The organism is Veillonella sp. T34266-5 (assembly GCF_002959815.1).
In the GTDB taxonomy this organism is placed as follows: Bacteria; Bacillota; Negativicutes; order Veillonellales; family Veillonellaceae; genus Veillonella; species Veillonella atypica.
The window spans coordinates 77,558-102,212 of sequence record NZ_PPCZ01000004.1; the positions used below are offsets into that span (position 1 = coordinate 77,558).

The 24,655-nt window shown below is 39.6% G+C and carries 27 protein-coding genes and 1 tRNA gene; 2 read left to right on the forward strand and 26 right to left on the reverse strand.

All coding sequences use genetic code 11. From position 1 onward, the window contains the following. Positions 1-65: 65 nt before the first annotated feature. The 15 genes from VIHSUH07_RS02110 to VIHSUH07_RS02180 all read right to left on the reverse strand — a co-directional run bounded on the left by VIHSUH07_RS02110 (position 66) and on the right by VIHSUH07_RS02180 (position 11,429). The gene (locus VIHSUH07_RS02110; RefSeq protein WP_105083715.1) at positions 66-410 is read right to left on the reverse strand and encodes a zinc ribbon domain-containing protein YjdM; all 345 of its coding nucleotides are present in this window, start codon (positions 408-410) and stop codon (positions 66-68) included. A 109-nt stretch (positions 411-519) separates the two neighbouring features. Then, the gene (locus VIHSUH07_RS02115) at positions 520-822 is read right to left on the reverse strand and encodes a type VI secretion system contractile sheath small subunit (protein ID WP_146104934.1); all 303 of its coding nucleotides are present in this window, start codon (positions 820-822) and stop codon (positions 520-522) included. 660 nt (positions 823-1,482) lie between these two features. Next, positions 1,483-1,980, reverse strand: coding sequence for an ECF transporter S component (locus tag VIHSUH07_RS02120; protein WP_105083717.1), 498 nt, complete (start codon positions 1,978-1,980; stop codon positions 1,483-1,485). A gap of 113 nt (positions 1,981-2,093) precedes the next feature. Continuing rightward, positions 2,094-2,387: a DUF2695 domain-containing protein gene (locus VIHSUH07_RS02125; protein ID WP_105083718.1), complete on the reverse strand. Its 294-nt coding sequence runs from the start codon at positions 2,385-2,387 to the stop codon at positions 2,094-2,096. 57 nt (positions 2,388-2,444) lie between these two features. Continuing rightward, on the reverse strand, positions 2,445-3,209 hold the full coding sequence (locus tag VIHSUH07_RS02130) for a hypothetical protein (protein WP_105083719.1): 765 nt from the start codon (positions 3,207-3,209) through the stop codon (positions 2,445-2,447). Positions 3,210-3,287: 78 nt separating this feature from the next. Next, the gene (locus VIHSUH07_RS02135) at positions 3,288-3,794 is read right to left on the reverse strand and encodes a YfbM family protein (RefSeq protein ID WP_105083720.1); all 507 of its coding nucleotides are present in this window, start codon (positions 3,792-3,794) and stop codon (positions 3,288-3,290) included. Between the two features lie 31 nt (positions 3,795-3,825). Continuing rightward, on the reverse strand, positions 3,826-4,368 hold the full coding sequence (locus VIHSUH07_RS02140) for a hypothetical protein (RefSeq protein ID WP_105083721.1): 543 nt from the start codon (positions 4,366-4,368) through the stop codon (positions 3,826-3,828). A gap of 1 nt (position 4,369) precedes the next feature. Next, entirely contained in the window at positions 4,370-4,966 is a 597-nt protein-coding gene (locus tag VIHSUH07_RS02145) for a hypothetical protein (protein WP_105083722.1), read from the reverse strand. Between the two features lie 30 nt (positions 4,967-4,996). Further along, positions 4,997-5,803 (reverse strand): hypothetical protein, encoded by an 807-nt coding sequence (locus VIHSUH07_RS02150; RefSeq protein ID WP_105083723.1) that lies wholly within the window; start codon positions 5,801-5,803, stop codon positions 4,997-4,999. A gap of 26 nt (positions 5,804-5,829) precedes the next feature. Beyond that, on the reverse strand, positions 5,830-6,510 hold the full coding sequence (locus VIHSUH07_RS02155) for a hypothetical protein (protein WP_105083724.1): 681 nt from the start codon (positions 6,508-6,510) through the stop codon (positions 5,830-5,832). Positions 6,511-6,579: 69 nt separating this feature from the next. Continuing rightward, positions 6,580-7,011, reverse strand: coding sequence for a hypothetical protein (locus VIHSUH07_RS02160; protein WP_105083725.1), 432 nt, complete (start codon positions 7,009-7,011; stop codon positions 6,580-6,582). A 38-nt stretch (positions 7,012-7,049) separates the two neighbouring features. Beyond that, positions 7,050-7,865, reverse strand: coding sequence for a DUF2262 domain-containing protein (locus tag VIHSUH07_RS02165; RefSeq protein WP_105083726.1), 816 nt, complete (start codon positions 7,863-7,865; stop codon positions 7,050-7,052). 51 nt (positions 7,866-7,916) lie between these two features. Continuing rightward, a complete protein-coding gene (locus VIHSUH07_RS02170; RefSeq protein ID WP_105083727.1) occupies positions 7,917-8,747 on the reverse strand; it encodes a DUF6630 family protein in 831 nt (276 codons plus the stop codon). Between the two features lie 232 nt (positions 8,748-8,979). Then, positions 8,980-11,124, reverse strand: a complete 2,145-nt coding sequence (locus VIHSUH07_RS02175) for a YadA-like family protein (protein WP_105083728.1) — start codon at positions 11,122-11,124, stop codon at positions 8,980-8,982. Between the two features lie 228 nt (positions 11,125-11,352). Then, positions 11,353-11,429: transfer RNA gene (locus VIHSUH07_RS02180), tRNA-Arg, on the reverse strand. A 104-nt stretch (positions 11,430-11,533) separates the two neighbouring features. Here VIHSUH07_RS02180 and VIHSUH07_RS02185 point away from each other — a divergent pair. After that, positions 11,534-12,415, forward strand: a complete 882-nt coding sequence (locus VIHSUH07_RS02185; protein WP_105083729.1) for a hypothetical protein — start codon at positions 11,534-11,536, stop codon at positions 12,413-12,415. Between the two features lie 87 nt (positions 12,416-12,502). On the opposite strand, the gene VIHSUH07_RS02190 is transcribed toward VIHSUH07_RS02185, so the two are convergent. From VIHSUH07_RS02190 to purB, 7 genes are all read right to left on the reverse strand, one after another. After that, positions 12,503-13,771, reverse strand: coding sequence for a pectate lyase family protein (locus tag VIHSUH07_RS02190; protein WP_233187793.1), 1,269 nt, complete (start codon positions 13,769-13,771; stop codon positions 12,503-12,505). A gap of 124 nt (positions 13,772-13,895) precedes the next feature. Further along, positions 13,896-14,180: a hypothetical protein gene (locus VIHSUH07_RS02195; RefSeq protein WP_105083730.1), complete on the reverse strand. Its 285-nt coding sequence runs from the start codon at positions 14,178-14,180 to the stop codon at positions 13,896-13,898. A gap of 90 nt (positions 14,181-14,270) precedes the next feature. Then, positions 14,271-15,671: a DNA polymerase IV gene (gene dinB / locus VIHSUH07_RS02200; RefSeq protein WP_233187794.1), complete on the reverse strand. Its 1,401-nt coding sequence runs from the start codon at positions 15,669-15,671 to the stop codon at positions 14,271-14,273. 2 nt (positions 15,672-15,673) lie between these two features. Next, positions 15,674-16,018, reverse strand: a complete 345-nt coding sequence (locus VIHSUH07_RS02205; protein ID WP_005377990.1) for an ArsR/SmtB family transcription factor — start codon at positions 16,016-16,018, stop codon at positions 15,674-15,676. 217 nt (positions 16,019-16,235) lie between these two features. Further along, entirely contained in the window at positions 16,236-17,519 is a 1,284-nt protein-coding gene (locus VIHSUH07_RS02210) for an adenylosuccinate synthase (RefSeq protein ID WP_009660681.1), read from the reverse strand. A 207-nt stretch (positions 17,520-17,726) separates the two neighbouring features. Further along, positions 17,727-18,878: an MFS transporter gene (locus tag VIHSUH07_RS02215; RefSeq protein ID WP_105083732.1), complete on the reverse strand. Its 1,152-nt coding sequence runs from the start codon at positions 18,876-18,878 to the stop codon at positions 17,727-17,729. A gap of 603 nt (positions 18,879-19,481) precedes the next feature. Further along, positions 19,482-20,777: an adenylosuccinate lyase gene (gene purB / locus VIHSUH07_RS02220; protein WP_005377976.1), complete on the reverse strand. Its 1,296-nt coding sequence runs from the start codon at positions 20,775-20,777 to the stop codon at positions 19,482-19,484. A 256-nt stretch (positions 20,778-21,033) separates the two neighbouring features. Here purB and VIHSUH07_RS02225 point away from each other — a divergent pair, with 256 nt between their 5' ends. Continuing rightward, complete coding sequence (locus VIHSUH07_RS02225) at positions 21,034-21,438, forward strand: CAAX protease (RefSeq protein ID WP_105083733.1); 405 nt, start codon at positions 21,034-21,036, stop codon at positions 21,436-21,438. 123 nt (positions 21,439-21,561) lie between these two features. Here VIHSUH07_RS02225 and VIHSUH07_RS02230 read toward each other — a convergent pair whose 3' ends face one another. The 4 genes from VIHSUH07_RS02230 to VIHSUH07_RS02245 all read right to left on the reverse strand — a co-directional run bounded on the left by VIHSUH07_RS02230 (position 21,562) and on the right by VIHSUH07_RS02245 (position 24,592). Beyond that, the gene (locus tag VIHSUH07_RS02230) at positions 21,562-22,317 is read right to left on the reverse strand and encodes a hypothetical protein (protein ID WP_105083734.1); all 756 of its coding nucleotides are present in this window, start codon (positions 22,315-22,317) and stop codon (positions 21,562-21,564) included. Between the two features lie 61 nt (positions 22,318-22,378). Beyond that, the gene (locus VIHSUH07_RS02235; protein ID WP_005378118.1) at positions 22,379-22,783 is read right to left on the reverse strand and encodes an ExbD/TolR family protein; all 405 of its coding nucleotides are present in this window, start codon (positions 22,781-22,783) and stop codon (positions 22,379-22,381) included. Further along, on the reverse strand, positions 22,780-23,385 hold the full coding sequence (locus VIHSUH07_RS02240; RefSeq protein ID WP_105083735.1) for a MotA/TolQ/ExbB proton channel family protein: 606 nt from the start codon (positions 23,383-23,385) through the stop codon (positions 22,780-22,782). The genes VIHSUH07_RS02235 and VIHSUH07_RS02240 overlap by 4 nt, the downstream gene beginning before the upstream one ends. A gap of 316 nt (positions 23,386-23,701) precedes the next feature. Further along, complete coding sequence (locus VIHSUH07_RS02245; RefSeq protein ID WP_105083736.1) at positions 23,702-24,592, reverse strand: DUF3829 domain-containing protein; 891 nt, start codon at positions 24,590-24,592, stop codon at positions 23,702-23,704. Between the last annotated feature and the right edge of the window lie 63 nt (positions 24,593-24,655).

The window sequence follows — 24,655 nt, forward strand, 5'->3', positions numbered from 1 at the left end:
ACATTATACCTTGATTATACCACGAAAAAATCCCTACCGACGTTCTATCGGTAGGGATTCCATGATTAGATTTTCTTAACCATTTCAGATTTCAATGCCATCGCACCAAAACCATCGATTTTGCAATCGATATCATGGCCATCACTAGCACCAATGATGAGGCGAATGTTTTTAACACGCGTACCTTGTTTCAATACGCCAGCGCCTTTTACTTTGAGGTCTTTTACAACAACAACGGTATCGCCATCAGCTAGTTCATTGCCGTTAGCATCGCGAATGATACCTGCTTCAGCTGCAGCTTGTGCGTCAGCCGCTGTCCATTCATTGCCACACATAGGGCAGATAAACATATGACCGTCTTCGTATGTGTATTCATCGCCGCACTTAGGGCAGTTAGGTAAATTTGCCATTTAGATCTCCTTTTTTCACTACATAATGAAAGTATTATACCATATTATACGTATGACTATGAAAGCCTTATAGATGAGGCTTCGATGATTCATTTAATTATTCACAACACTATTGTAAACTGAATTCAAAAGATACCAATACAGTTGTCGCTTTCTCGACACCAATATTACCTACATTCCATACTATATTTTTAGCAACCTGAACTAATTCCAAATAAACCGTGTCATCAGATAGGTCCTGATTAGGCGTTAATTCAACAGAAATAACATTTCCTTGAGCATCTGTAGTAATAGTCAATGGAACCCTATACGGTCCACTAACACCCATCTTTTTCATTACCTCAACTGGAATGAATTTCTGTTCTTCTATTTTACCCAAAAATGAAAAAAGCTCATTGTTATCTGGTTCCATATCATCTGCAAAAACATGTAAAGGACTTAAAACAACTAACAATAAAAATAAACATATAACTCTAAGCATAAACGTTCACCAATCATAACACACAACACAATAATTTCTATTAAGATATATTCTAGAGACTGTCAATTTACATCTCTAGTTCGAATTGACTATATATGTCAACCCCTTTATAATGTAATAAAGAGATAGTCGACGAGTAGTTCCGTCAGGCTCATCCCAAAACATTATAAAACATGCAGAAATGGCCTTTCGTTTTCAGCTACCAGTTGGTAACGAAGGGCTATTTGTCGTTATTACGACAAATCAGCACTATCAATGCTCCAAAGGAAATAACAACAGTTAAAATCCCAAGGATAATCATAATGATTTCATAGGCACTCATAGGCTTCACCCCCTTCAAAGAAAAGGGCGACCCAACCTCGTTGACTATCTTAATTACATTATATATCGAACTAATGTTTTACTCAACAAAAAAATATTAATGTAAATTAAGCAAAAAAATAAACCTAACGTTTAAGACTAAGTACTGCAATACTTAGACACGTTAGGTTTATCAAATTCCTTATTCTTTGATGAGCCTAACGCCTAGAACACGTTAACTGGCTCTTTTGTACTTATAGTATAGTCTAAATTCTAAAGACTGTCAATTTACTACCCCAGGCGTTTACGCAAGATTGCATAGAGAATCATACTAATGATTACACTCATAACAGCTTGAATGGTATTAGTTAAAATACCGGCAATGGCTACGCCTGGGTCGAATACAAAGTATTCGGCGATAAAGTAGCCAGCTACGATGATAATACCGCCTACGATAGTTGCTACCAAGGCAGAGGTAGTTGTCTTATTGTTATAGACAGTACCGACAAGATAGCCTTCAATGCCTTTCACCACGAAGGTAATAGGTACAAAGATTGCGTAGCCGAGGAATAAATCAGCTAGCGCTGGTCCAATAGCACCGATATAGGCACCATATTTTCGACCTAATAATAAAGCGGATGTCATGATAACGACATCTCCAACATTGAAATAGCCGCGTATGCCAGGCACTGGAATTTTCGTATACATTGTAAGCAATGTAGCGAGGGCAATCAATACGGCTGTGAGTACTAACGCGGATGTAGTACTGCGGGTTTGAACGTGTTGCATAGCGTCCTCCTTATAAAAGAAAATAAGCATGTGAATAATTACATCACATGCCTATACTATAAACCTTTATGGTAACACTTGCAAATACAAGGAATTAACTATAGAAAATACTATTAACAGTACTCTTCAAAACGTTCCTCTACATTGTAGAGAACCTCGCAATCACAACCGCCACCTTCGTTGATAATCCAGTCTAGTACACTTTCAACATCTACCTTTTGTTTTTCTAAAAACTCTCTTGTGAAAGTCAGACTATGATCGCAACCGTCATTTGTCTCTAATTTCTCGTCTACATAATCAAATAATTGCCAAAATAACTCTTCATCCATAGGTAAACTATCTTTAAACGATTGCCTTTGCTCGTCTGCATAAGCTTTTAATAATTCCTTTTTACGCGCTTTATCCATTATGATTACTTCCTTTTATGTCTTATAAGTTATAGCTCATGACTTATATCTCAAGCCTTATTTCTCATATAATTCTGGTCGTTCTAAAACTGTGCCATATTTTAATTTTGGTAGTTTAACGAATTGAGGATACAACTGCTTAACCTCTTTACAAGATTTTAACGTAAGATGTTCTAGATTATTAAGTTCTAAAATGGGAGAGTAGTCTTTATCTATCACCTTTGCCGTTAAAAAGCTAAAAAAGCGCAACTGTTTCATATGGCGTAAAAATTCTAAGGATTCAACCTTAAGAATTTTAGGAGCGGCGAAGTCACCTTCTAAGGCAAGACTTTCAAGATGTTTTAGATTAGCTAATGGCGCATAATCATCAATTTGTTGAAAGTTTTCAATCGACAGAGCTACTAAATTTACTAATCTTGAAATAGGCTCTAAGCTCGATACACTTCTTCCGGACCCAATGTGTAGATATTCTAGTTCTTGTAAGTTCTCTAATTTTGAAATATCTGGATAAACGCCCCATTTTATATGTAATTTTTTGAGTCTCCGTTGGGCACACACCGCATCAAATAACTCCTGTGGCATTCTTGTACAAAACATGAGCTCTGTAAAAGTATCTGGATTATTTACTAGGAAATCACACCACTCCATCCAAATTCGCTTCTTAGATTTAGCAGAATAAGACTCTTCTAACTGTGTGCAGTTAATCATCAGCTTGTCTTCACCATCATATTCAGAGACCTCTACAACAGATTTAGGCCGTGCGTCATCCTTATGATAGTAGTCAAATCCATATTTAATTTGCTTTTCTGTTAACACTGCCATGTTACAATTCCTCTTCTTCGCCAGTCCCATAATCAGTTTATCTATAACTAGATCCATAGCCAACAAATTTTAACGACCTTAGCAAATCGATACAAGCACATGCCCGTTAGCTTCGAGCACTTGTTTATAGAATCGTTTCATTTGCTCGAAATCATGAAGAAGTTCATCTTTAATTTCTTCCTCTTCCTCTTCATAGTCCCAGATATTTGGATATAATTCTGCTTCTTTGCAGGCTTTCATATCAAAAGATTCGAGTGCACTTTCAATATCAAATTGATCTAGAGCTGCCACGATATTGGCTAAATGATTGTGTTCTGTATATGCTACATAGTCTGATATATCCTCAACAGCCATTACGCCTAGTACCGCTTGGCTAAGAGGATTTTTATCGTCTTTATGATCAGTACTCACACCAGTAAGCACGAAATGAAGGACATCCCACATCTTGTCGATATCAAGCAATAACTCATCGTCGTCATTCCACTCTTCAACACTTTCAAGAATTTCCTCTTCTTCTGAGCCCATGGCCTTAAGCTCTTTTAAATTTACATCGCTTAAACAGCTATAATTTGCAATAAGTCCCATAATTAAATCCTTTCACAAATCCTTCTACACACTAGAAAAATAGATGTTCTGATTCCGTAATGCTCCCATCATCTTCATGAAAATAGCAAGTATATACAGGTTCACGATACGCCACATCATAGAATTTCTGTAAAATAGGTGAAAGTTTCATGTCTATGGGCATATGCAAAGCTTTCACAATGGGTTCCCAAAGTTCCATCGGCGAATAAGAGATAATATCCAACTGCTTATTCTGACCATATTCTTCAAGTGTTGCCACATTAGAATACTTACTTGAGTCACAGTAATCATGCCAACAAATACTAAAAACGATCAAATGAAACAAATCATCCATACTTTCAGCCAAACGGCCCGCAGCACCCTCGCTACTCCAATAACCTATGGATCCATCCTCCAATAGATGATATTCACCGCCAGCACCATCTACAGCAAATGCCATACCCAGCAAAGAGAATGTGCAGCGACCTTCAGCAGTATCACGTTCCTCCAACGCATCTAGCAAACGAAAATCGAATAGCGTATCAAAATCTTCAGCTAACTTGGCATCATTTCGCAATATATCTAAATAGTCCATCTTACACGCTCCTATTAGCAGAAATTAATCCTAGCAATTTAGCCTCTCCTTCATCAGATGTATCTAATAGCGGAATAGCTAACAAAAGTATTTGCAGGGAGTAATAATAAAAGCTAAAGAATAAATCATCAGGGAATACGTCATCTTCCTCAAATCTAAGAACGTCTTCGTCTTCATCATATTCTTCAGACCAAAGGTATTCTTCGTTGAGCATATCCTCAAAGTTCGGCAATGGATCTGCATGCTCTAGCATAAGACCATCTCGAATGCACTCAGCAATCACAGTAAACAACTCAACCAATTGTTCTGCTAAATACTGCGCTACCGCATTATGAGCGCTCGCTTCTTGAGCTTTCTTAAAAATACGAAGCAAGAAAATCATCGCGAATGGTGTCGCATGCCACAACGTTGATTGATGCTCAATATTGAGTTCTAACGCCTCACCAGCCGCATCAACAGTTTCAATGCTTTCCATGTTCCACAACACATCAAGCGCCTCAGGGAAATCTGTGGCACGTCCGTAGGTGGTCGTTAACCGATGCCACGGTATATCACTAACTTGAACGGTTTCTATATATGTTTGAGTGGCTACATCCATCGCATCTACTCCCTTTTATTGACGCAACAATTATTGGTGAGCAATGTCTTTCACCAATTCATAAGTATCTATGAGACGTAATTTTCCTATTCTAGGGTTATCTGTAATCTCCTCATAGATATCTTCCAACGTACCTGTTGGTGCTAGTTTCCATAGTTTACACGGATAGAGTTCGACCGCCCCAATGATTTCTAAGTTATCTAGCAACAAGCCTAAGTCCTTATGATTGAACCAACAGTCTGTATCGATAGCAAGATTTGTATTATCTTTCCGGCATGCGATTTTGCTGTTTAGAAACTCTTCCATTGTTGGTTTTTCTTCTTGTAAAAGCCGCGTACAGGCTAAATGATATTCGATTTTCCGCGGTGACTGATCTACGTCAGAGACAAATATAGCACCATACTCGTTTTCAAACTTAACAGCTAATACATCGCCCACCTTAAAATGAGGTTCTCTCTTTGTTTTAGATTTACGAACCTTAAGCGGCTTCGGATTTTCACTTTGTAGCTGTACGGCTAACTTATCTAATACCTTTTGGCGCTGTTTAGGGGCCTTATCATCGATTTCTAGCCAAAACTCATGTGGGCTCTGAGCGATTATATCTAAGGCTTTCTGTTTAATGTCAGCTGTTAGATGCCCTATCTTCCACAACGAATAGGCCACCGCAGTCCAATAAATTTCTGTGTAAAACTCATCAGTACAAAAATTTTGTTCCTCACTTAAGATTTCACAGATAATCGTATCAATACTGACACCATCCTTATACTGCTCAACAATGGCATTATAAATATCATGGCCATCATCACTATCTATGATTTTCACACCGTCAATAGCCATATGAATCTCCTTTAGGACAACAGCTCTTATTCCATCTCGCCATGGGTTGCTACAAAGTCATCCTTAATCTGTTGTAGTTCTTTTTTAGCGACCATGTATTGTTTCAAGTCAATTTGTCCGTTCTCTTTTTGTTCAGCCAAGGTCTTTTCTTTATTTATAATCCTAATCCAGTCTAATTGTGTACTAAATTGAGTATTAACGCCTTCACTATTTTCTCGTAACGCAAGCAACGCAAAGACTTCATCCATGCCGAGATTAAACATGTCGCTTTCAAAATCGATAGGTTCAAAATAATAGCGAACCGTATCCGCCCCAAATTCATCGTCTAATTTGGCCCATTCTGCCCCTGAAAGCACGGTAAAGCCAAGCGTATCGTTTCCAAGGCTTTCAGCAAACCAACGCACCTCATAATCAGGCTTAACAAAGTCATTGAAATATTTGATGGTCACATCTCGATCTTGTGCATCGCCATAAGGAATTTGCAGCTCTTTGTTGCCATTCTTCAATACAATATCGTCACCATAAGCCTTGCCATTACTAACCGTTTTAATATCGATAGGCTCATCCATCATATCATTGAAATAGTTCACCACATCTTCGTCATACTCGCGCCAGTCAATCCAGCTGATAGCTTCGGAATCAAATAAATCATTTAGATCCATATCATTAGCAAAAAAGCTTCTTAATTCTTTATACAGATTTTCCATAGTCTCTCTCCTATGTATCACTTATTTTTAGGCAGTCTACAACACCCGTGTCACCACTTTAATACAACTCTATAAGGGTTCATAAATCACATCTTGTTGAGCCGTAAAGTTTTCATCAAAAGAAACCAAAACATATAGATGTCCTGCTGGGGATTCACCTATATCATAACCTAGTGCAAATGCGTCGTAACAACCTGATTTATCTAACATTATATCCGTTAGTGTTAGCACAACAGACTCTTCTTGCGGTATTTCCTTTTGTATGATTTCCTGTGCTAATTGGTCTAATTTATCTAATTGAACATATAATTGTTCCCACTTTGGTAGTGAAAGCACCTCAGCCTCAGTATAATCGGTGCAACTAATATTGAGGTTTTGAAAGGCTTGTCCTACATTCTCTAAACAATTAGTGCCCAATCGGCGAGATACAAAGTAAACCCCATACGGTTCTACAGTCCAGCTTTCAACATTCCATAATGTCATTAATTCAGATTTTATCATTATGAGACTCCACTAGTTCGTCACCCTCCGCTAGTTCATCATCCTGCAATATCCGCCTGAACAGGTTTCCCATCCGCATCAATATTAGCTATGATGCAGTGTCCCCAGAAAATATCATCATCGTCATAATAAACCTCTATGGAGCCATCATTGCGGAACGCCAATTCGCCCATAGTAATACGCTTGGCAAATACGTCCGCCGTAATCGGATCTTGGTCGTCGTTGTCTAGCCAATAATTAGCAAGATCTAGCAATGTTTCACTAATATATGCACTAATTCGTAGTTCAAATTCTTTGAAATTATCGATTTTATTGAAAGCAGCCAATGCTACGGTACAGCTTTCATCAGAGCCCTCGTCTACATCAAGGGTGAATGCATAATCATCAATTCTCGCTGTGTAATATTGATACTCTCGATTTAACAGAAAATCACCCCTGTCAGTATGAAGGTATTTAGGGGTTTTCAAATAAGCTGACAACGCCTCTAACTCGCTATGTTTAGCATGTTCCTCTAACACCTCGAGCACATAATAGCGATTATTCCAAGAGGGACGCATATAGCCTAAATCCTCTAAGGGCTTAGCTTTCTTAACTAATAATTTATAGACACCATGCGGCTCAAAAGAATAACCCCATCTATCATCAAGGCCCTCAATAATCCACGTCAAAATGCCTTCGCTACGGTCAAGCACGCCAGTTCGAGTATCTAGGATAGCATCGGTAGACACCAGTGGTCTATGGTACTTTTCTAAATAAGGGCTAGCGCCATTTGCATCACTACGCGGTAATGCATAAATTTCAAATACTTCCGGTTCAAACTCGGCTTCATATTCTGGTAGACGTACAATACTCATATGACTCTCTCCTACATTATAATCACGCTGCTCATCATAATTTCTGTTATATCATGAGCGTTCAGCTACATCAATTCTATGTAATAATTCTTTCGCTAGCTCTTGGGCTACTTCGAATTCCTCATTTGAAAGCACCATAAGCACAAAGGTATCTGTGCCTATGTCCATATCTACTAACTTATGCGTTTTCCATGTGGCATTAATATGTGCACACCAGTCCATAATACATTGTTCTTCATCTAATCCTGCTCTATCAATAGTCAGATTTTCGCTAGTATCTAAAGACTTGTTACGTATTAACTTCTGCACATGATAAAGAAAATCCTCTAATTCAATTTTTAAAGATAGCTCTACAGCGCGACCTTTAGACTGTAGTTTCTCATAGAGGTTCCACCAGCTATCTTCTAAGTCTTCCATGGAGTTTAACTTTGCCTTAGTCATAAAAGAGTTAGCTTGTTTAGCATTGCCTAGCAATAGCGTTGCCAGCTCTGTAAATATCGATTTCATCTGCTCTATATCTAGATACGCTACTTCTACACACAAACTACAATCAGGTACTCTGCGTTTTTTCACAAAAGCCCGCATCATCTGTACCGCATCAGGATAACTTACATCTGCCATACGATAGGTTTTATCATTAATATCTAAGAATATATCTACTGCATCCGGTGTTTTTCCTACACGTGCTTTCATGGCTGTACAGCCATCGATAGCATAAGGTGGGTATAATTCTATATACATAAAAAATCCGTCATGCATAGCCTGTAAGGTATTATCTATACCTACTATGTTAAAACCGTTCCGATTATAATCAGGGCTCTTCATATGCCACTCTTCGTAATTGTCGAATAATTTTTCTTGAATCCAATTGTAAAAGCTCATATACACTCTCCACTATATACCATCGCTTACCTGAAATATGTAACTGAATATGTATCTTAATTATATCATTATTAAGGAATACTTATAATAAAAGCACCGCACTTTTACATTTAAAAGAAATACATATTATAAAGACACTGTACTTTCATATTTAATAGAAAAAAATACCCCTACAAGATACGTCTTGTAGGGGTATTAATCACACTATTTGGATTCTTATTTAGGTTCTAATTTATTTAGATTCTAATTTAGCTGCCAATTCATTATATTTTTGTGCTAATTCATTATACTTTTCAGATAGATCTTTCATATCTTTCTTGAGTTGTGCCGCATCTTCAGTAGTTACCTCTTCGGAGCTTTTACCAAATTTGAAATTAGCACCTAAGCTGATAGTGTTACGACCATTACCAACGGTAGTAGCAGCATTAAACATTGTATTTTTATTAGGGCGGTAGAAGGCACCTAAAGCTGCTGCATTAGCATTTTTATAATTACCAAAGCCAACAGAGTAGGACCATTTATCATGTTTATCGAAATCTAATGGATGCAAGCCAGCAAGTGCTGCAGAAGCCGCCGCTACGCTAGATACTTGTTGATCCGTATACGCTTTAGCTTCATTCAAACTATTCGCTCCACCATTAATAATGCGATTATTTAACGTATTAATATCACCTTCTATAGTAGTGATACGGTTTTCATGATTATCTACTACATCTTTAATAGCATGTAATTGAGAGCCATTGACTGCATCAGTAGATGTAGCAGATACACGACCTGCTGCTACATTTGTAATGGTACGTTCTGCACCACTATCACCAATACTCAATGTACCAACAGCTGTTCCACCTGCAAAACTATATGTGCTGCCGCCGATAACACCGGAACCAGTAGATACAGCTGTGTCAGTAACAGACTTAGCACCGAGTGCAATGCTGTTATCTGTTGCAGCCTTCGCACTTGTACCAATAGCAATGGAGTTTTCATTAAGTGCTTTCGCTGTATTACCTATGGCAGTAGCGTTTTTACCAGAAGCCTCTGCAATGAAACCAATGGCATTAGATGCAAATCCTGTCGCTTTGGAAAGACCGATTGCATTAGCCGCTCTACCAGACGCTACAGAAGATACACCAAGTGCTGTGGAGTATGTATCAGATGCTTGCGCATTATCACCAATAGCAGTGGACTGAGCCCCAGTGGCTTTAGAAATAGTACCTACTGCAGTACCGCCCCAGCCAGTTGCTACAGAGTCAGTACCGATGGATACAGCTAACTCATCTGCTGCGGTATTTCTACCAATTACAATGCTACCTGCCTTAGCGATATTAGCCGCTTTACCGATAGCAATAGAATCAACGCCATCTACAGTCGCATTTGTACCGATAGCGATGCCATTTTCCTTTGTTGTAGTTGCGCTATGACCGATTGCTAAGGAGTCCTTTTCTGCTGCCTTAGCTAATGTGCCAGCAGCAAAGGCACTTTTACCAGCACTAGTAGAATAGTTACCTAATGCTACAGAATCCTCATTAGAAGCTGCAGTTTTAAAACCCAATGCTGTAGAATACGCACCGCTAGCATTTGCATAAGATCCCACTGCAGTTGTATTCATAGCAGTTGCTTCCGAATTGAAACCAAATGCGGAGGATTGATTGCCAGTACCACTCGCACTATAGCCTACTGCAGTAGCATAGTCATTTTTTGCTTTTGCATTATAGCCAATCGCTGTGCCCATAATGTTATTGGCCTTTGCATTATTACCGATAGCCACAGTATTTTGAGCAGTTGCTTCTGCTTTACGACCAATGGCGTATGCATCATCATACGTTGCTTTAGCACTATTACCAAAGGCGATGGCATTATTGCCTTGTACCTTGGCATCAGTACCACCTACCAAAGCATTATTGCCTTTAATGGTATTATTCATGCCCAAAGCCACAGAATTTTGTCCATCAATACTATTGCGTGTACCAACCAATAAAGAGCTAATCGCATTATCATTATTGGTATGGCCAAAGCCACCTACGATATTATTAGTACCACCAACATTATTACTAGTACCTACTACCAAGCTGTGAGTAGCGGAGTTTGTATTATACCAACCTGCTACGATACTGCCCGGACCAGATGCAGTATTATTGCTACCAGAAGTGATACTATCATTAGCGGAAGAGCGAACTGAATTCTTGTCACCACCGAGCAAAATATTTCTCACAGGAGATCCAATACCACTCTCAATTTTATTATCCCCACCATAAGCAATGGAATTTTGCATACTTAATGGCGCAGCAGTTGTAGAGCTAATATCTAAATTAGATGCTGCAAACGCTGTTGTAGTAATACTTGCGGTAATCATAGCCGTTAACAGTAATTCTTTTTTCATTTGGTTTCCCCCTTTTAAGACAATACAAACAATAAACCTAAAAAAGATTCACAGTCACCTAATGAAACCTGAATCTTATTGTATCCCTCTATACACTATTCATGTTTTTAACATGAATAAAATATGAATATCACTTTAACATTATAATTCTAGCTAATAAGAATTGCAAGATAATACAAAAAAAGAAGGCATACGGCTTATAAAAGCTGTATGCCTTCTTTTCTATACTGGTGCGCCTAACCGGAATCGAACCAGTGACACGCAGTTTAGGAAACTGCTGCTCTATCCTACTGAGCTATAGACGCATGTATACTTTATTATATCGTTTTTAAATCTATCTATGCAAGAACTATGCTATAATACAACTGTTGATAGTATTAGAGAGTTCTTATAAAAAGAGGTATGTGTAATGAAACTATGTAAACAATCGATTATTACCAGTTCACTATTAGCTGTCTTAGCTATATCATCCGCATACGGGGCTACACCTGCGCAGCCAAGTGAAAGCACAGATACTGCTGTGGTTGATATGGATTACGCCAATATTCCAGAGTTAAGAAAATCAATTGAAAGCGCAACACCAGCCATAGTACAATCTACGCTTGATGCTTCTGAGGGAAAACCTACTAACGGCAAACCAATCTATTCAACAGTCACTATGTCTGGTAATCGTGTTGTATCTGTAAAAACTTATAAATCTAAAGAAGAACAAGAAAAGGCCATGTTAAAGGAGCGTGAACGCTTAGACAAGGTCACTGCGGAACGGCGCGCTAAACGAAAAAACGAAACTCGCACAGATATGCTAAAAGGTTTAACACCTATACCGTTCTATCCTCCTGTTAGTGAAACACGCGAATTACAAAGCGAAATGTTCTCTAGGCCATTTGGTAGACAGCTTGATTTGCGTTTAGTAGAGGCCTACACACAAGATTATGACAAGGCCAAACCTGGCGATATTTACGTCTATGCCGATTATATAGACTACACATCTAAACAGCTATTAGGTGAAAAGGATGGTACTACTGCTATTTCAGCTATGATTCTACGTACAATCATGAGAAAAGATGAAAACAAAGCTTTCAGCATCGATGTAAATGCGTACTTCATAAATCCAACAACACATACCATTTCCATAAGCCGTTCTGACGATGTAAAAGGTATCGACATCAAGAAAAACGAAATAGCTGAAGCCGTATTTAAACTACCTTCACACCAATTACAAGCCGATGACCCACAGTATGAAATTGCTAAGCTTATGTATCAAGACCTAACAAATAAAAAATTTGATTAACAATATTTAAATACACTCTCCATGACAAAGGCCGTATCACATATCTAGATTGAAATATGATACGGCCTTTTTTATTAAACTATGTCTCTATTGATTTGTTTTAATTGGCCCCGCATTATGCAAAACCGTTTCTTTTACCTCATTCACAGGATCTATTGTCGTAAATAGTTCAGGTTTCCAATCTACCGGTATCAATGTATTGTTAAATGTATCTACAGTTTGTCCATTAAACACATTATTAACAGTAGTGAGTTGTTTTCCACCAAATACTTTCACAAACGATGTATAGTCTTTGCCTGCTATATCTACCACATTGCTTTCAGCATAGATTTGCGAGTGTTTACCAACACCTAATGAGTACTCATAACCATATTCACTATTTATAGTATCTGATGCAAAGTAATTATTATACATATGGATTTTACCAAACCGTACTCTTGGTGCGCGTTGCACTACATTATGGAAATAGTTATGATGCAACGTCACATGTAATTTGCCTTCGTCTGCTACGTTTGAATCACTGTTGCCTATCAACATGGTTTTATTGTGATTTTCAAATGTTGAATAGGATATAGTTATATAGTCCGCTTGATTGGTAATATCCAGTAATCCATCCCTATGCTCGTATTTACGTCCAAAGTAGTACTCTACCGTTTCAGGACTATCTTGGAACGAACAATGATCAATCCAAATATGCGTACCACCTTTTATGGAGATACTATCATACTGAGAATTCCAGTTGCCCTCTGGACCATCCTTTGGATCCCAAGCGGGAAAATAGTCATAAGGCGATTCAAATTGTACATTTCGTATGATGATATTATCCGCATCGAGGACCAAATCTACACCCTTTAATTTTGCATTATCCATACCAATGATACTTGTATTGGCCGGTACATGAATGGTAATAGACTGACTTTGATTCTTTTGTGACGCCTTGCGCTTTTCTTCCTGCTCATCTTTCAAACTCTTAGACGCTGTGCTATTTGGCTTATGAGTTTCTAAATATTGTTGAAAGTCATAACCATCGGCCATGTAATCTTTCATCGTCAGCGATTTGCCAGTATCATCGGTGTCAAAATCTATGGTGCCATAAACCAGCACAATCTTAGAGTCCGTATTTTTTCTATTCTTAAGAGCAGCTACAAATTCTTTTTTATTCGTCACTTTAAATACATTCTGCTCTGTAGCATTAGCGCCACCAATAGTGCCATTACCTACGGAGGCAAATCCGTCCTGTTTTGGTAACACTTCACGCATAAAGGTAGGACTTTCAGCAGATCCTCGGGAGAAGGACATTATAACGCCAATGATTAATGCAATGAATAACCCTATAGGTATCAATATCTTTTTCATATATTCAGTTCCTTAATTTTGTTATGCCATAACATATTATAAATTTATTATCTCACAACAATTATAGCAACAATAAGAGAACCCCTTCATAGCACCAACAGGCTACGAAGGGGTTTCATTTTAATTACGCTGGGCGGCTCCAATCGACTTGTACGTCGATGGCTTCCCACATGCGTGTAAGAGCTAATTTAAAGTTATCCAAAGATTCTAATGGTTTTACAGTCAACCGTTCATACGTATCAAGACCTGTAGCATGCTCGATAGCATGGTCTTCATTTAAGTATGCACGTACCTTGTCGATCCATTCTTGTTCAGGTAGATCCACCATTACGGTTTTTGTATCTGTATCGTAAGATAAAACCCCGTTGCTATTTACGCCATAATGAATGGCCACACGAAATATACTCATATTTATACCTCTCTTGCAGATATTTTCTTGCATATACACATTGCTGTATACGTACATTGTATCACGAATGATTCTATTCATGAAAGATTTTTATTCTTCATTATCTAAATCCATTTCGGCCTTTAATTCCGACCGTTTTCGCCGTTCTCCACCATCGCCGTGAGCACGACGCCAAAGGGCTCCACTCATGATGGCATCTTCACCAAATTTAGATGCCAACAAATCTAGCACGGTTGAAAGCTTCTCATCTTTCTCGTCCGTTTCAATGGAGAATAAATCGTCCTGTACAATCCCTTCTGTTGAAAGTCCACTCACCGTCACACCTAAGAGCCGAATTGGTTTGAGCGGCATATCGAGAACGGATGTATCAAATTGAGGCAACGGTGCGGCGCCCATCATCTCACGATTCTCCGTAATCGGTCTATCATTAGCGTTGTCGGTGAAAGTCTTAGCATCACGGCGATTCGATTGGCTAGTACTGCGAGGCTCCCGTTGTCTAGCATTGCTCCGTTCACGCATGAGTTTATTCCACAACAATACGGATGTATCGTAAATGATACGTTCTTGGTCCGTAGCAGAATCAAGCCGTTTTTGACGAGATACGGTTTTAAAATCATTGTACCGCACCTTAATGGACACGGTATGTCCCATCAAACCATATTTACGCAATCGTTTCGCTACGCGATTGGCAAAGTAATGAAGTTCTAAATCGATAACAGCCGGGTCCTCTACATCGCTTTCATAGGTCTCCTCATTGCCGACAGACTGGATTTGACGATCCGGTTCTACAGGCCGTTCATCAATGCCTCGTGCCAATTCCCAAATACGCCGTGCCTGATTGCCCACATAAGGCACTAACGATTTCTCATCCGACAAGGCCTGCACATCCTTTATCAAGGCAAAACCACCATCTTTAAGGCGACGTTCCGTGCTAGGGCCTACACCCCATATGCGTTTTATGGGCAAATTGGCGAGGCTTTCACATTCCTTACCATAAGGAATGACCACAAGCCCATCAGGCTTATCTAGGTCAGACGCCAGTTTAGCAAGGAATTTATTCGGAGCCAGTCCCGCCGAAATGATGAGCCCCGTTTCCTCAAACACACGATCCTTAATAGCACGGCCCAAAGCCTTGGGACCTGTGAATTTATGGGTAATACCCGTAACATCCAAGAAGGCTTCGTCCAGAGATAAGGGCTCAATGATAGGTGTAAATTCCTCCATCACCTTGTGAATGATCTGAGAAATCTCCTTGTAGCGAGCCATATTCGGATACACGTAGATGCCGTGCGGACAAAGCTTCTTCGCCCGCGAAATGGGCATGGCCGAATGGACGCCAAATTTTCGGGCCTCATAGGATGCAGTAGCCACTACGCCACGCGAAGAAAGACCACCCACAATAACGGGGTGGCCTTTGTATTCAGGATGATCCAGTTGTTCTACGGATGCAAAGAAAGCATCCATATCAACATGCATAATCCAGCGTCTCATGATTACGCGTCTTTTTCGTGTTCATCAAGACGGCAGTATTTGATTTGTGCGCAAATGCATTCGTCTTTAGTTTTGTACAATTGTGGAATAATCTCCAAAATGTCACCAAATGTATCTTCATTGATGGAATAGCGAGTCCAAAGACCATTACGTTGAGAATTTACAACGCCAGCATCAATTAAGATTTTCATGTGGTAGCTTAATGTGGATTGAGATAAATTAAAGCTTGCCAAAATATCTGCTGCACACAATTCATTACAGGACAACATATCTATAATATGTAATCTTGTTTCATCACTGAGCGCTTTAAAAATCGTCGCTAAACGTTCATAAGAAACTTCAACCATAAGAAAACTCCTCAATATACATCAAAAATTATCAATCTACTTTTATACTATTATATACTATTTTTATAACTAAATCTATTTTTTTCTTTTTATTCTCATTAAAATATTTTAATTGAATAATTAAATTAATTTATGAGATAGAAAATACGCATAAAAGCGGAGATTCTCTAATAAGAATCTCCGCTTATTATTTTTTATAATAATTTGCTACAGCAGATTAAAATACATTAACAAGATCGATTGTTTGATTACGATTAGGACCAACAGATACGATACCCAAAGGCACGCCTGTTACTTCTGCAATACGTTCTACGTATTTACGAGCATTTTCAGGCAATTCATCATAAGAACGGATGCCGGAAATGTCTGTTTCCCAACCTGGCAATGTTTCATATACAGGTTCGCATGCTTCAAGATCGTTCAAGCTAGCAGGGAAGCCTTCCACGTTTTTGCCGTTTAATTTATAACCTACACAGATTTTCAATTCTTTGAAAGAATCAAGAATATCCAAACGTGTAATAGCTAAATAATCAAGGCTGCTAAGACCTGCTGCGTATTTTACAACCATAAGGTCTAACCAACCAGTACGGCGAGGACGACCTGTTACAGTACCGAACTCATGACCAAGCGTACGAAGTTCTTCACCAATTTCATTAAGTTGTTCTGTAGGGAATGGGCCTGCACCAACACGTGTAGCGTAAGCTTTCACAACGCCGAAAATATTTTTCAAATAGTTAGGACCTACACCCGCGCCTGTGGAAGCACCACCAGCGATTGGATGAGAGGATGTTACGAATGGGTAAGTACCATGATCAAGGTCTAGCATAGTTGCTTGCGCACCTTCGAACAATACCTTTTTGTCCTCTTTAATCGCTTTCAACACAGCATTATTTGTATCAGTTACATAAGGTTTCAAAGCCTCTGCATATTTGATGTAATCTGCTAAGATTTCATCGTAATTAACAGGTTCAGCATCGTATACCTTTGTAAGCATTTTATTTTTAAACTCAACATTGTACGCCAATTTTTGTTTAAAAGTTTCCATGTCGTACAAGTCGCAAATGCGGATGCCGATACGGTTTACCTTATCAGCATAGCAAGGGCCGATACCGTTTTTAGTTGTACCGATTTTAGCATCACCTTTGGATGCTTCTTCGGCCATATCAAGAGCAATATGGTAAGGCATGATGACATGAGCACGGTCAGAAATGTGAAGGGATTTAGCAGATTTACCTTGTTTTTCAAGACCTTCAATTTCTTGTAACAACACCTTAGGATCAATAACAACGCCTGTACCAACGATATTTTGTTTATCATCGTACAAAATACCACTTGGCAATAAACGAAGTGCGAATGCCTTGTCATCTACTACAACAGTGTGACCTGCATTATTACCGCCTTGGCTGCGCACTACAACGTCTGCACGTTCCGCGATCCAGTCAACGATTTTACCTTTACCCTCGTCACCCCATTGAGTGCCGATTACCATACTTGTTGCCATATCTATGTCCTCCAATTGTGAAAGTCAAATTAATCCATAGTTATTATACAACATAATAGCAAAGCACGAAAAGACTAAATAAAGAGTTTAATTCAAACGCGCGTATATATGTGCCCTTACGAATTAGTACACGCCTGTTCTAATTTTAAAGACGTATATTATGCATCCCTAAAAATTAGCACAAGCCTATACTATATAACAATTATTTTATTTAGGTTCTTTCAACCAGAAGCTCATTAATAATCCTAACGCACCAACAGGTATCAAGGTCATTAATGCAGTTTGTACATCATAAATATCTGCTAAATGTCCAATATATGGTGCTACGAGGCCACCTAATGTAATGCCGAGGCCCAATGTAATGCCTGATGCAAAGCCTGCATTTTTAGCAAGGTATTTTTGGCCTAGAACGGTAATAGGTCCATATTGTGAGAACACGCCAAAGGCCATTGGTATCATGGCGCCAAAGAATCCCCATGCATTTGGCACGAAGATAAACACTAATACGGATGGTAAAAATATAATATTACCTAAACGCACTGTTTTTAGAAAGCCTAGCTTATCAGATAGGGCACCACCCATATAGGTGAGGACAGCCCCCATGGCAAAGTACATAGTAAGTGTCAAACTAGATACACCAGCTTCGCCATTGATAACGGTAATGTATAAAATCGGTATAAAAATCGATAATACGGAGAACAAAATTGATCGAGAGGCAATGACGAAAAATAGCTTTGTAAAACTCACCCAATCGTTTATGCCTGTATTTGTTCCCTTAATTTGGCTTTCACATTCACGCGCATCTTCGGCCTCAGTAGTATGACCTGTGAAAGCATATAGATATAGCAACACGCCGAGCGCGGCAATAGCCGTAAACACCCAGAGGAATTGGCCGCCAAAGACATAAACGCCACCAGCAATGAGCGGCCCTAAGGCAAAACCAGCACTGCCACCAACCGCAAAGCGCCCCATGGCATTGCCAATCTCGTGAGATTGTGTACGATTTACAAGAAGAGCCGCCTCAGGATGGAATAACGCTGCCCCTACACCAGCTAAAAGAGACAAAGCAAGAATCATTTCATAGTTCGTAGCCAACGCCATAGCACTAATGGACACAAGAGTCACCGTAAAGCCTACCGGAATAAACCAAGGTACGCGCCATCGATCCGCTACATACCCCAAAATGGGCTGCGCAATAGACGCTACCACGGTATTACAGAAAATAATGGAAGCCGATTGATAATAATTAAGATTAAAATTAGCAATAAAAAACGGTATCAATGCAGCGAGGGAGCCTTGACCGAAATCGTTAATGCAATGAAAGATAGGCGGTGCGTATTTTCTTATGGTGCTTTTCATGTATCCTCCTTTTATTGGGATAAATCAACAACTATAGGTTATGGATGATGAGGGTTCAAAAAACTCCACCGGCCGGGTCTGACTTCGCCCTTCGGGCTTCGCAGGGCCAAAGTCGTTTTTTAAACCCTCATCATCCATCATTCAAAACGTTTTCGCCCTTATCCCCATACCAAGCATGCTAAACAAAAACCCCATAACAAAATACACACTAGGGCGAAACACAAAGTCGTTTTTTACTTAGCCTATCCCCTTTCTAACTACTAATAATTATGAAGCACCATATGAAAATACGGCACTTGCGATAAACGAAAAAGGGCTGATGCCCTTCTCAAAACGACTTTGCCCTGTCTGCCTTTATGGCTCGTTTCGGCATAGAACTTATAGCGAAAAAGGACGGATACCTTCCTCAAAACGACTTCGGGTCCCGCTTTAGCGCGATAGCGTGTCGGCCCGTCCCCTATTCCCATAGGCTCGCTTTTGGCATATAGGTACTATGAGAAAAGGACGAACACCCTTCTCAAAACGACTTTGCCCCTGTCCCCAAAGGGGACAGACCTGGGCGGTGGAGGCTTTGAGGAGGGTGTTCGTCCTTTATCAAAGGTATTATAGGCCGAAACGAGCCATTATTGTATCTACGTGTTTCAATAGTTTATATGGATCAAAGCATGCATCGATTTCTTCGTCGGTCATGTATTTTTTGATGTTTTCATCGGATTTTAGACCTGTAGCGAAGTCTTTGCCTTCGAGCCAGCGTTCCATAGCGTGTTTTTGTACCCAACGGTATGCTTCGTCACGTACGGCACCTTTGTCTACGAGGTGTGTCAAAATTGTTTGGCTGAATACAAGGCCACCTGTAAGGTTAAGGTTTTTAAGCATTGTTTCAGGGTATACCAACAATTTATCGATGGTACGGATTGTTAGGTGAAGCATATAGTTCAACGCGATGGTTGCATCTGGTAAGATAACGCGTTCTACGGAGCTATGAGAGATATCGCGTTCATGCCACAAAGCTTGATCTTCATACGCAGATTGTGCATAACCACGCAATAAACGAGCCATACCACAAATTCTTTCACACGTAATAGGATTGCGTTTATGAGGCATCGCGGAGGAACCTTTTTGTTTAGGGCTAAAGTATTCTTCAGCTTCGCGTACTTCGGTGCGTTGCAAGTGACGGATTTCCAAAGCGATTTTATCCAATGTACCGCCTACAACAGCAATGGTGGACAATAGTTCAGCGTGACGGTCACGTTGTACGACTTGAGTGGCGATTTTAACAGGTTCAAGGCCTAGTTTTTCACATACGTATTGTTCTACGAATGGGTCGATGTTGGAGTATGTACCAACAGCACCTGACAATTTACCAACAGCAACGCTTTTACGAGCATGTTCCATGCGTTCGATATCGCGTTCTACCTCTGCCATCCAAAGGCAAAGTTTTAAACCGAATGTAGTAGGTTCGCCGTGAATACCATGAGTACGACCAATCATAGGCGTATGTTTGAATTCTGCAGCGCGACGGCGCAATACAGCATGTAATTGCTTCAAATCTTCAATCAAAATATCGCAAGATTGTTTCATCATATAGCCAAGTGCAGTATCCTTAACGTCTGTGGATGTCAAGCCAAGATGAATGTATTTAGCCGCTTCAGGGCCTACATATTCGCCCACAGCAGTCACAAAGGAAATGATGTCATGATTTGTTTCACGTTCGATTTCGTGAATTCTTTCAACATCAAAATTGCCCTTTTCCCGAATGATTTTTGCCGCTTCCTTCGGAATCACGCCAAGCTCAGCTTGCGCTTCAGATGCCAATGTTTCAACCAATAACATTGTGTCGAACTCATTACGTTCGCTCCAAATATGGCCCATTTCTTCTCGTGTATAACGTGGTATCATGATGTCTCCTTTGCATGGTGAAAGCTAGATTTTTTATATAATAATTGTACCATATGTGAAAGCTTGGTTCAATAAATCTTCCGCAATTTTCCGAATAATATATATATTAGATTTTCTTAATGTTCGGTATTTTATTGCTATCTCTACATTGTATTTATATATAGATTGATTTGTGATTTATTATTATAATAGTAATGTATAAATAAGTTATATATCGTATCAACATACTAATACTATACACATATAGGAGTACATCATGGCAAAGAAACAACATAAAAAACAGGTACAACAACCGAAGGAATCTCAAACAGCAGGCACGTTGATAAAATTATTTTTTCTCATCAGTTTTATCGTTCTAGGCTTATTCGTATTTAATGACATGCCTATCAACTGGATTTTAGGCGTATACGCAGTCGATATTCTAGTATCTCTTATCTATGTAGTCATCAATAAAGGTCGCATCGCTACATCCAATACCGTTCATACGAATGTGCGCCGCATCGTGGCTTTCTTAATTATGCTCATTACTATGTTCTTCTATGCCTTTGCATTGTGGCGCGTGGATCAATATACTACGCAAATGCAAGTGACATTATTCATCGGTGGCATCATCATTTACTATGCGGTATTCAACAGCACGAAAACGGCGTTAAAAAAGTAGGTCGTTGAACAACGGACTCATAACATAGCACGTAGTCGAACAACAGACTGCTAAACTAGCAAATCATAGGCGTAACAAAAGAGGCATATCTTACATACATTCTTGTATGTGAGGTATGCCTCTTTATTGTCCTAGTACGACGGGGATGGCTAGGGACACGACTTGTCCACGTTTATTAACAATACTACCGCTGGTCTTGATGATACGTATAGCTTCGTCTCGTACATCAGGAGGGACGGAGTCCTCTACGATACGCGGGGTATTAACGCCGACAATTACATTGCCGCTAGCGTCAAAGTTAACGCGCACAACGGCTTCGCCGCGTACAGATGATGCTTGGCCTTGTTCTTTCACTTGGCGCAAATATTCTGTAGGATTAATATCCGATTGTTCGAGCCACGCCCGTTGACCCGGCGTCAGCAAATTGAGTGCATCCGCAAAAAACGATAGATCTTTATCTGTATTATCGAGACCATTACCTTCTGCATTAGGATCCGTCGATACGTCATTGCCTACTAATTTCTTTTGTTGTTCCTGTTTTTGATGTGTCACAACACCTGTCTCACCACCAGTAGCCTCAGATTCTATGGGCTTTGGAACAGCCCATTCACGTTTTGTAGCCGATGCTGGTTGTTCTGTATCTATAGTTTTCTGTGGTTCTACGGTATTTACAGGCGATTTCGTTTCTTGTTTCTGAGCTACTGACGCAGGTGCATCTGTAGGCGGTTTTGCCTCCTCTGGTGGCGGCGTTACCGTCGGATGATCCTCGGCGTGTTCGCTTTCACCAGCATCGGCCAAATCAAAGCTAATCTCAGCTGCCTCTTGGCCTGCACCAGTGCCACTCATGCCCTTTAGTGAAAGCCCCATGCCCGTTATCATGAGAATACTGATGCACAGGGATATCAAAAACGGTCGAAAATAATGCGATTCAAACATAGAATCACTTCCGATCCGTAGCGACACTAATGTACTTAGCGCCATTTACTTTCAGCATATCGAGAAGGGCGATGACCTCGTTATAATACACGTCCTTAGACGCGCGAATAACAAAGGCCTGACGCGGTGTGGTCCGCACGATATCCTGTACCTCTTGGGATAGATTATCCGCAGAAATTTCGCGGTTATCGATATAGAGTTTATGCGATGTGGTGAGAGTAATGATAATCGGTTCAATGGATTTAGCCGTCGAAGTCGATGTGGATGGTAAATTTAACGGGATTTGTTGCTCCGTATTCATGTATAAAGTGCCGACCATGAAGAATACCAATAGAAAAAATACAATATCAATCATAGGGATGATCATGATGGTCGGTTCTTTTTTTACACCTAATGTACGACGTCTCATAGGTCATGTTCCTCGTTGTACGCATCGAGGATGCTACCACATTCATGTTCCAAGGCTACGATAAAATCATTCACCTTTGCAGCACAGTAACTATGGAAGCCAAGGGCAATAATGGCAACGGTAAGACCTGTAGCAGTTGCTACTAACGCTTCAGATACACCGCCTGTAATGATAGTAGGCGCTCCAATATCGCCACCTACAACGGCAAAGGCGCGAATCATACCAAGAACAGTGCCAAGCAAACCAAGCAAGGGAGCCATCGTAACAATCATGCTAAGCCACCCAAGGCCACGTTTTAAGCGTTCATCGGTATAGCCTACCAAGTCTTGTAAACGGTTTTCTAAACCATTGTAATTTTTTGCACTGCGCAAAGCCTTTGCAAAGAGAGTACCTAGATTTTGTGTATCTCGTTCTAGTACGGTTGGCAACATAATCCAGCCTGGATGATTATTTAGGACAGCCGTGAATTGGCGCATGTCCTTACGGAATTTACGGTATAGAAAAAATCGCTCAATACCAATCATTAGGGTAACAACTAGAAAGATAACGAGTGGGTACATAACGAAACCACCAGCTACAAATAAATGTGCAATGCTACTCATACTAACCTCCAAAACCCACACCCATTTAGGTTCTTATCTTATAATTATACCACGTTTTTATACATCAAAACATATGGGGCTCACGATAGATGAGTAAAAATATACTAGTTGCTGTATAGGAGTCAACAAAGGCAAAAACTATTATGAGAAAACACACAAAAAGGGCTACCTCAAATAATATTGCTATTTAAGGTAGCCCTTGAAGGTACATTCGTTATGTACCTTTGTATGAAATTTTTATATCTACAATTTAGTACTTCCTATGAGGCATGGACTTTCACAAGTAATGCGCACAATGTTCGTACATAGTTAGATATTATTTATCAAGTTTATTAATATCCAAACGATTCATGCTGCCAATGAAGCGATTGTAAGATTCAATCATATCATTGTAATGATCAGCTGATTGGTCACCTAAGAATGTACGAACTCTACCAATCGTTGTATTTAATTGAGACTTAGCAGTGTTATATTCTGGACTAGTAACGGTGCCAGCTACATCCATGATGCCTTGTAACTCTTGGTTAGCTGCATTTACATCGATTTGTTTACCTTCTTCAAAGCCATCTAATAGAGCTGTTAAGCGTAAATGAACTTCTTGAACTGCAGCTGCGTTTTTCTTACCAGAATCTTTAAGTTCTTTTAACTGTTCTTGTTGGTTTTCCGTGTTGTGTTTGTGAACTACTGCATCTAACTGATTATATGCTGCATAGAATTTATCATATAGTTGAACGTATTTAGGTCCTAATTGTTGTTCCTTAGCATAATTATCTGCTTGATATGAATTAGTTTGGTAGTACGTATCCAATTCACTAGCTACTGGTACAATATCCTTTAATACAGCTAATACGTTGTCTAAAGGTTCCTTCATATCATCATATGGTACGCCAGCGTCTTTAGCAGCTTGCAACTTTTGTTGTAAGGTATCAAAGTGTGGTGCCATGAAGCTTGTTAAATGTTGCCCCTCTTTTAGTTTTTGAACGGACGGATTGATAGCATATCCAAAGCGTACGGACCAACTATTAAAATCGCCAATCGCTTCGATATAGTTATTGAACACTTTAATGTCCTGTTGCGATGCCTTTTGAGCGCCTTGTTGCACCCCATTGGCAATCTTAGAAAAACTACAGCCACTCATAAATAATGGGGATGTAAGAGCAGTTACACACAATACTGCTGTTGTCAGTTTTTTTACTAATGGATTCAAAATAAATCTCTCCTTTTAAAATAACCCATAAAGTATACATCTATAACTAAATTATATACCATA

Bases quoted from the DNA above. Each gene is read 5' to 3' on its own strand.
- VIHSUH07_RS02140 (WP_105083721.1), bottom strand. From the start codon at position 4,368: ATGGACTATTTAGATATATTGCGAAATGATGCCAAGTTAGCTGAAGAT.
- VIHSUH07_RS02120 (WP_105083717.1), bottom strand. From the start codon at position 1,980: ATGCAACACGTTCAAACCCGCAGTACTACATCCGCGTTAGTACTCACA.
- VIHSUH07_RS02170 (WP_105083727.1), bottom strand. From the start codon at position 8,747: ATGAGCTTTTACAATTGGATTCAAGAAAAATTATTCGACAATTACGAA.
- VIHSUH07_RS02145 (WP_105083722.1), bottom strand. From the start codon at position 4,966: ATGGATGTAGCCACTCAAACATATATAGAAACCGTTCAAGTTAGTGAT.
- VIHSUH07_RS02230 (WP_105083734.1), bottom strand. From the start codon at position 22,317: ATGATAACGGGCATGGGGCTTTCACTAAAGGGCATGAGTGGCACTGGT.
- VIHSUH07_RS02165 (WP_105083726.1), bottom strand. From the start codon at position 7,865: ATGAGTATTGTACGTCTACCAGAATATGAAGCCGAGTTTGAACCGGAA.
- VIHSUH07_RS02235 (WP_005378118.1), bottom strand. From the start codon at position 22,783: ATGAGACGTCGTACATTAGGTGTAAAAAAAGAACCGACCATCATGATC.
- VIHSUH07_RS02160 (WP_105083725.1), bottom strand. From the start codon at position 7,011: ATGATAAAATCTGAATTAATGACATTATGGAATGTTGAAAGCTGGACT.
- VIHSUH07_RS02210 (WP_009660681.1), bottom strand. From the start codon at position 17,519: ATGGCAACAAGTATGGTAATCGGCACTCAATGGGGTGACGAGGGTAAA.
- VIHSUH07_RS02185 (WP_105083729.1), top strand. From the start codon at position 11,534: ATGAAACTATGTAAACAATCGATTATTACCAGTTCACTATTAGCTGTC.
- VIHSUH07_RS02115 (WP_146104934.1), bottom strand. From the start codon at position 822: ATGGAACCAGATAACAATGAGCTTTTTTCATTTTTGGGTAAAATAGAA.
- dinB (WP_233187794.1), bottom strand. From the start codon at position 15,671: ATGAGACGCTGGATTATGCATGTTGATATGGATGCTTTCTTTGCATCC.
- VIHSUH07_RS02110 (WP_105083715.1), bottom strand. From the start codon at position 410: ATGGCAAATTTACCTAACTGCCCTAAGTGCGGCGATGAATACACATAC.
- VIHSUH07_RS02190 (WP_233187793.1), bottom strand. From the start codon at position 13,771: ATGAAAAAGATATTGATACCTATAGGGTTATTCATTGCATTAATCATT.
- VIHSUH07_RS02135 (WP_105083720.1), bottom strand. From the start codon at position 3,794: ATGGGACTTATTGCAAATTATAGCTGTTTAAGCGATGTAAATTTAAAA.
- VIHSUH07_RS02195 (WP_105083730.1), bottom strand. From the start codon at position 14,180: ATGAGTATATTTCGTGTGGCCATTCATTATGGCGTAAATAGCAACGGG.
- VIHSUH07_RS02130 (WP_105083719.1), bottom strand. From the start codon at position 3,209: ATGGCAGTGTTAACAGAAAAGCAAATTAAATATGGATTTGACTACTAT.
- purB (WP_005377976.1), bottom strand. From the start codon at position 20,777: ATGATACCACGTTATACACGAGAAGAAATGGGCCATATTTGGAGCGAA.
- VIHSUH07_RS02205 (WP_005377990.1), bottom strand. From the start codon at position 16,018: ATGGTTGAAGTTTCTTATGAACGTTTAGCGACGATTTTTAAAGCGCTC.
- VIHSUH07_RS02215 (WP_105083732.1), bottom strand. From the start codon at position 18,878: ATGAAAAGCACCATAAGAAAATACGCACCGCCTATCTTTCATTGCATT.
- VIHSUH07_RS02175 (WP_105083728.1), bottom strand. From the start codon at position 11,124: ATGAAAAAAGAATTACTGTTAACGGCTATGATTACCGCAAGTATTACT.
- VIHSUH07_RS02150 (WP_105083723.1), bottom strand. From the start codon at position 5,803: ATGGCTATTGACGGTGTGAAAATCATAGATAGTGATGATGGCCATGAT.
- VIHSUH07_RS02240 (WP_105083735.1), bottom strand. From the start codon at position 23,385: ATGAGTAGCATTGCACATTTATTTGTAGCTGGTGGTTTCGTTATGTAC.
- VIHSUH07_RS02225 (WP_105083733.1), top strand. From the start codon at position 21,034: ATGGCAAAGAAACAACATAAAAAACAGGTACAACAACCGAAGGAATCT.
- VIHSUH07_RS02155 (WP_105083724.1), bottom strand. From the start codon at position 6,510: ATGGAAAATCTGTATAAAGAATTAAGAAGCTTTTTTGCTAATGATATG.
- VIHSUH07_RS02125 (WP_105083718.1), bottom strand. From the start codon at position 2,387: ATGGATAAAGCGCGTAAAAAGGAATTATTAAAAGCTTATGCAGACGAG.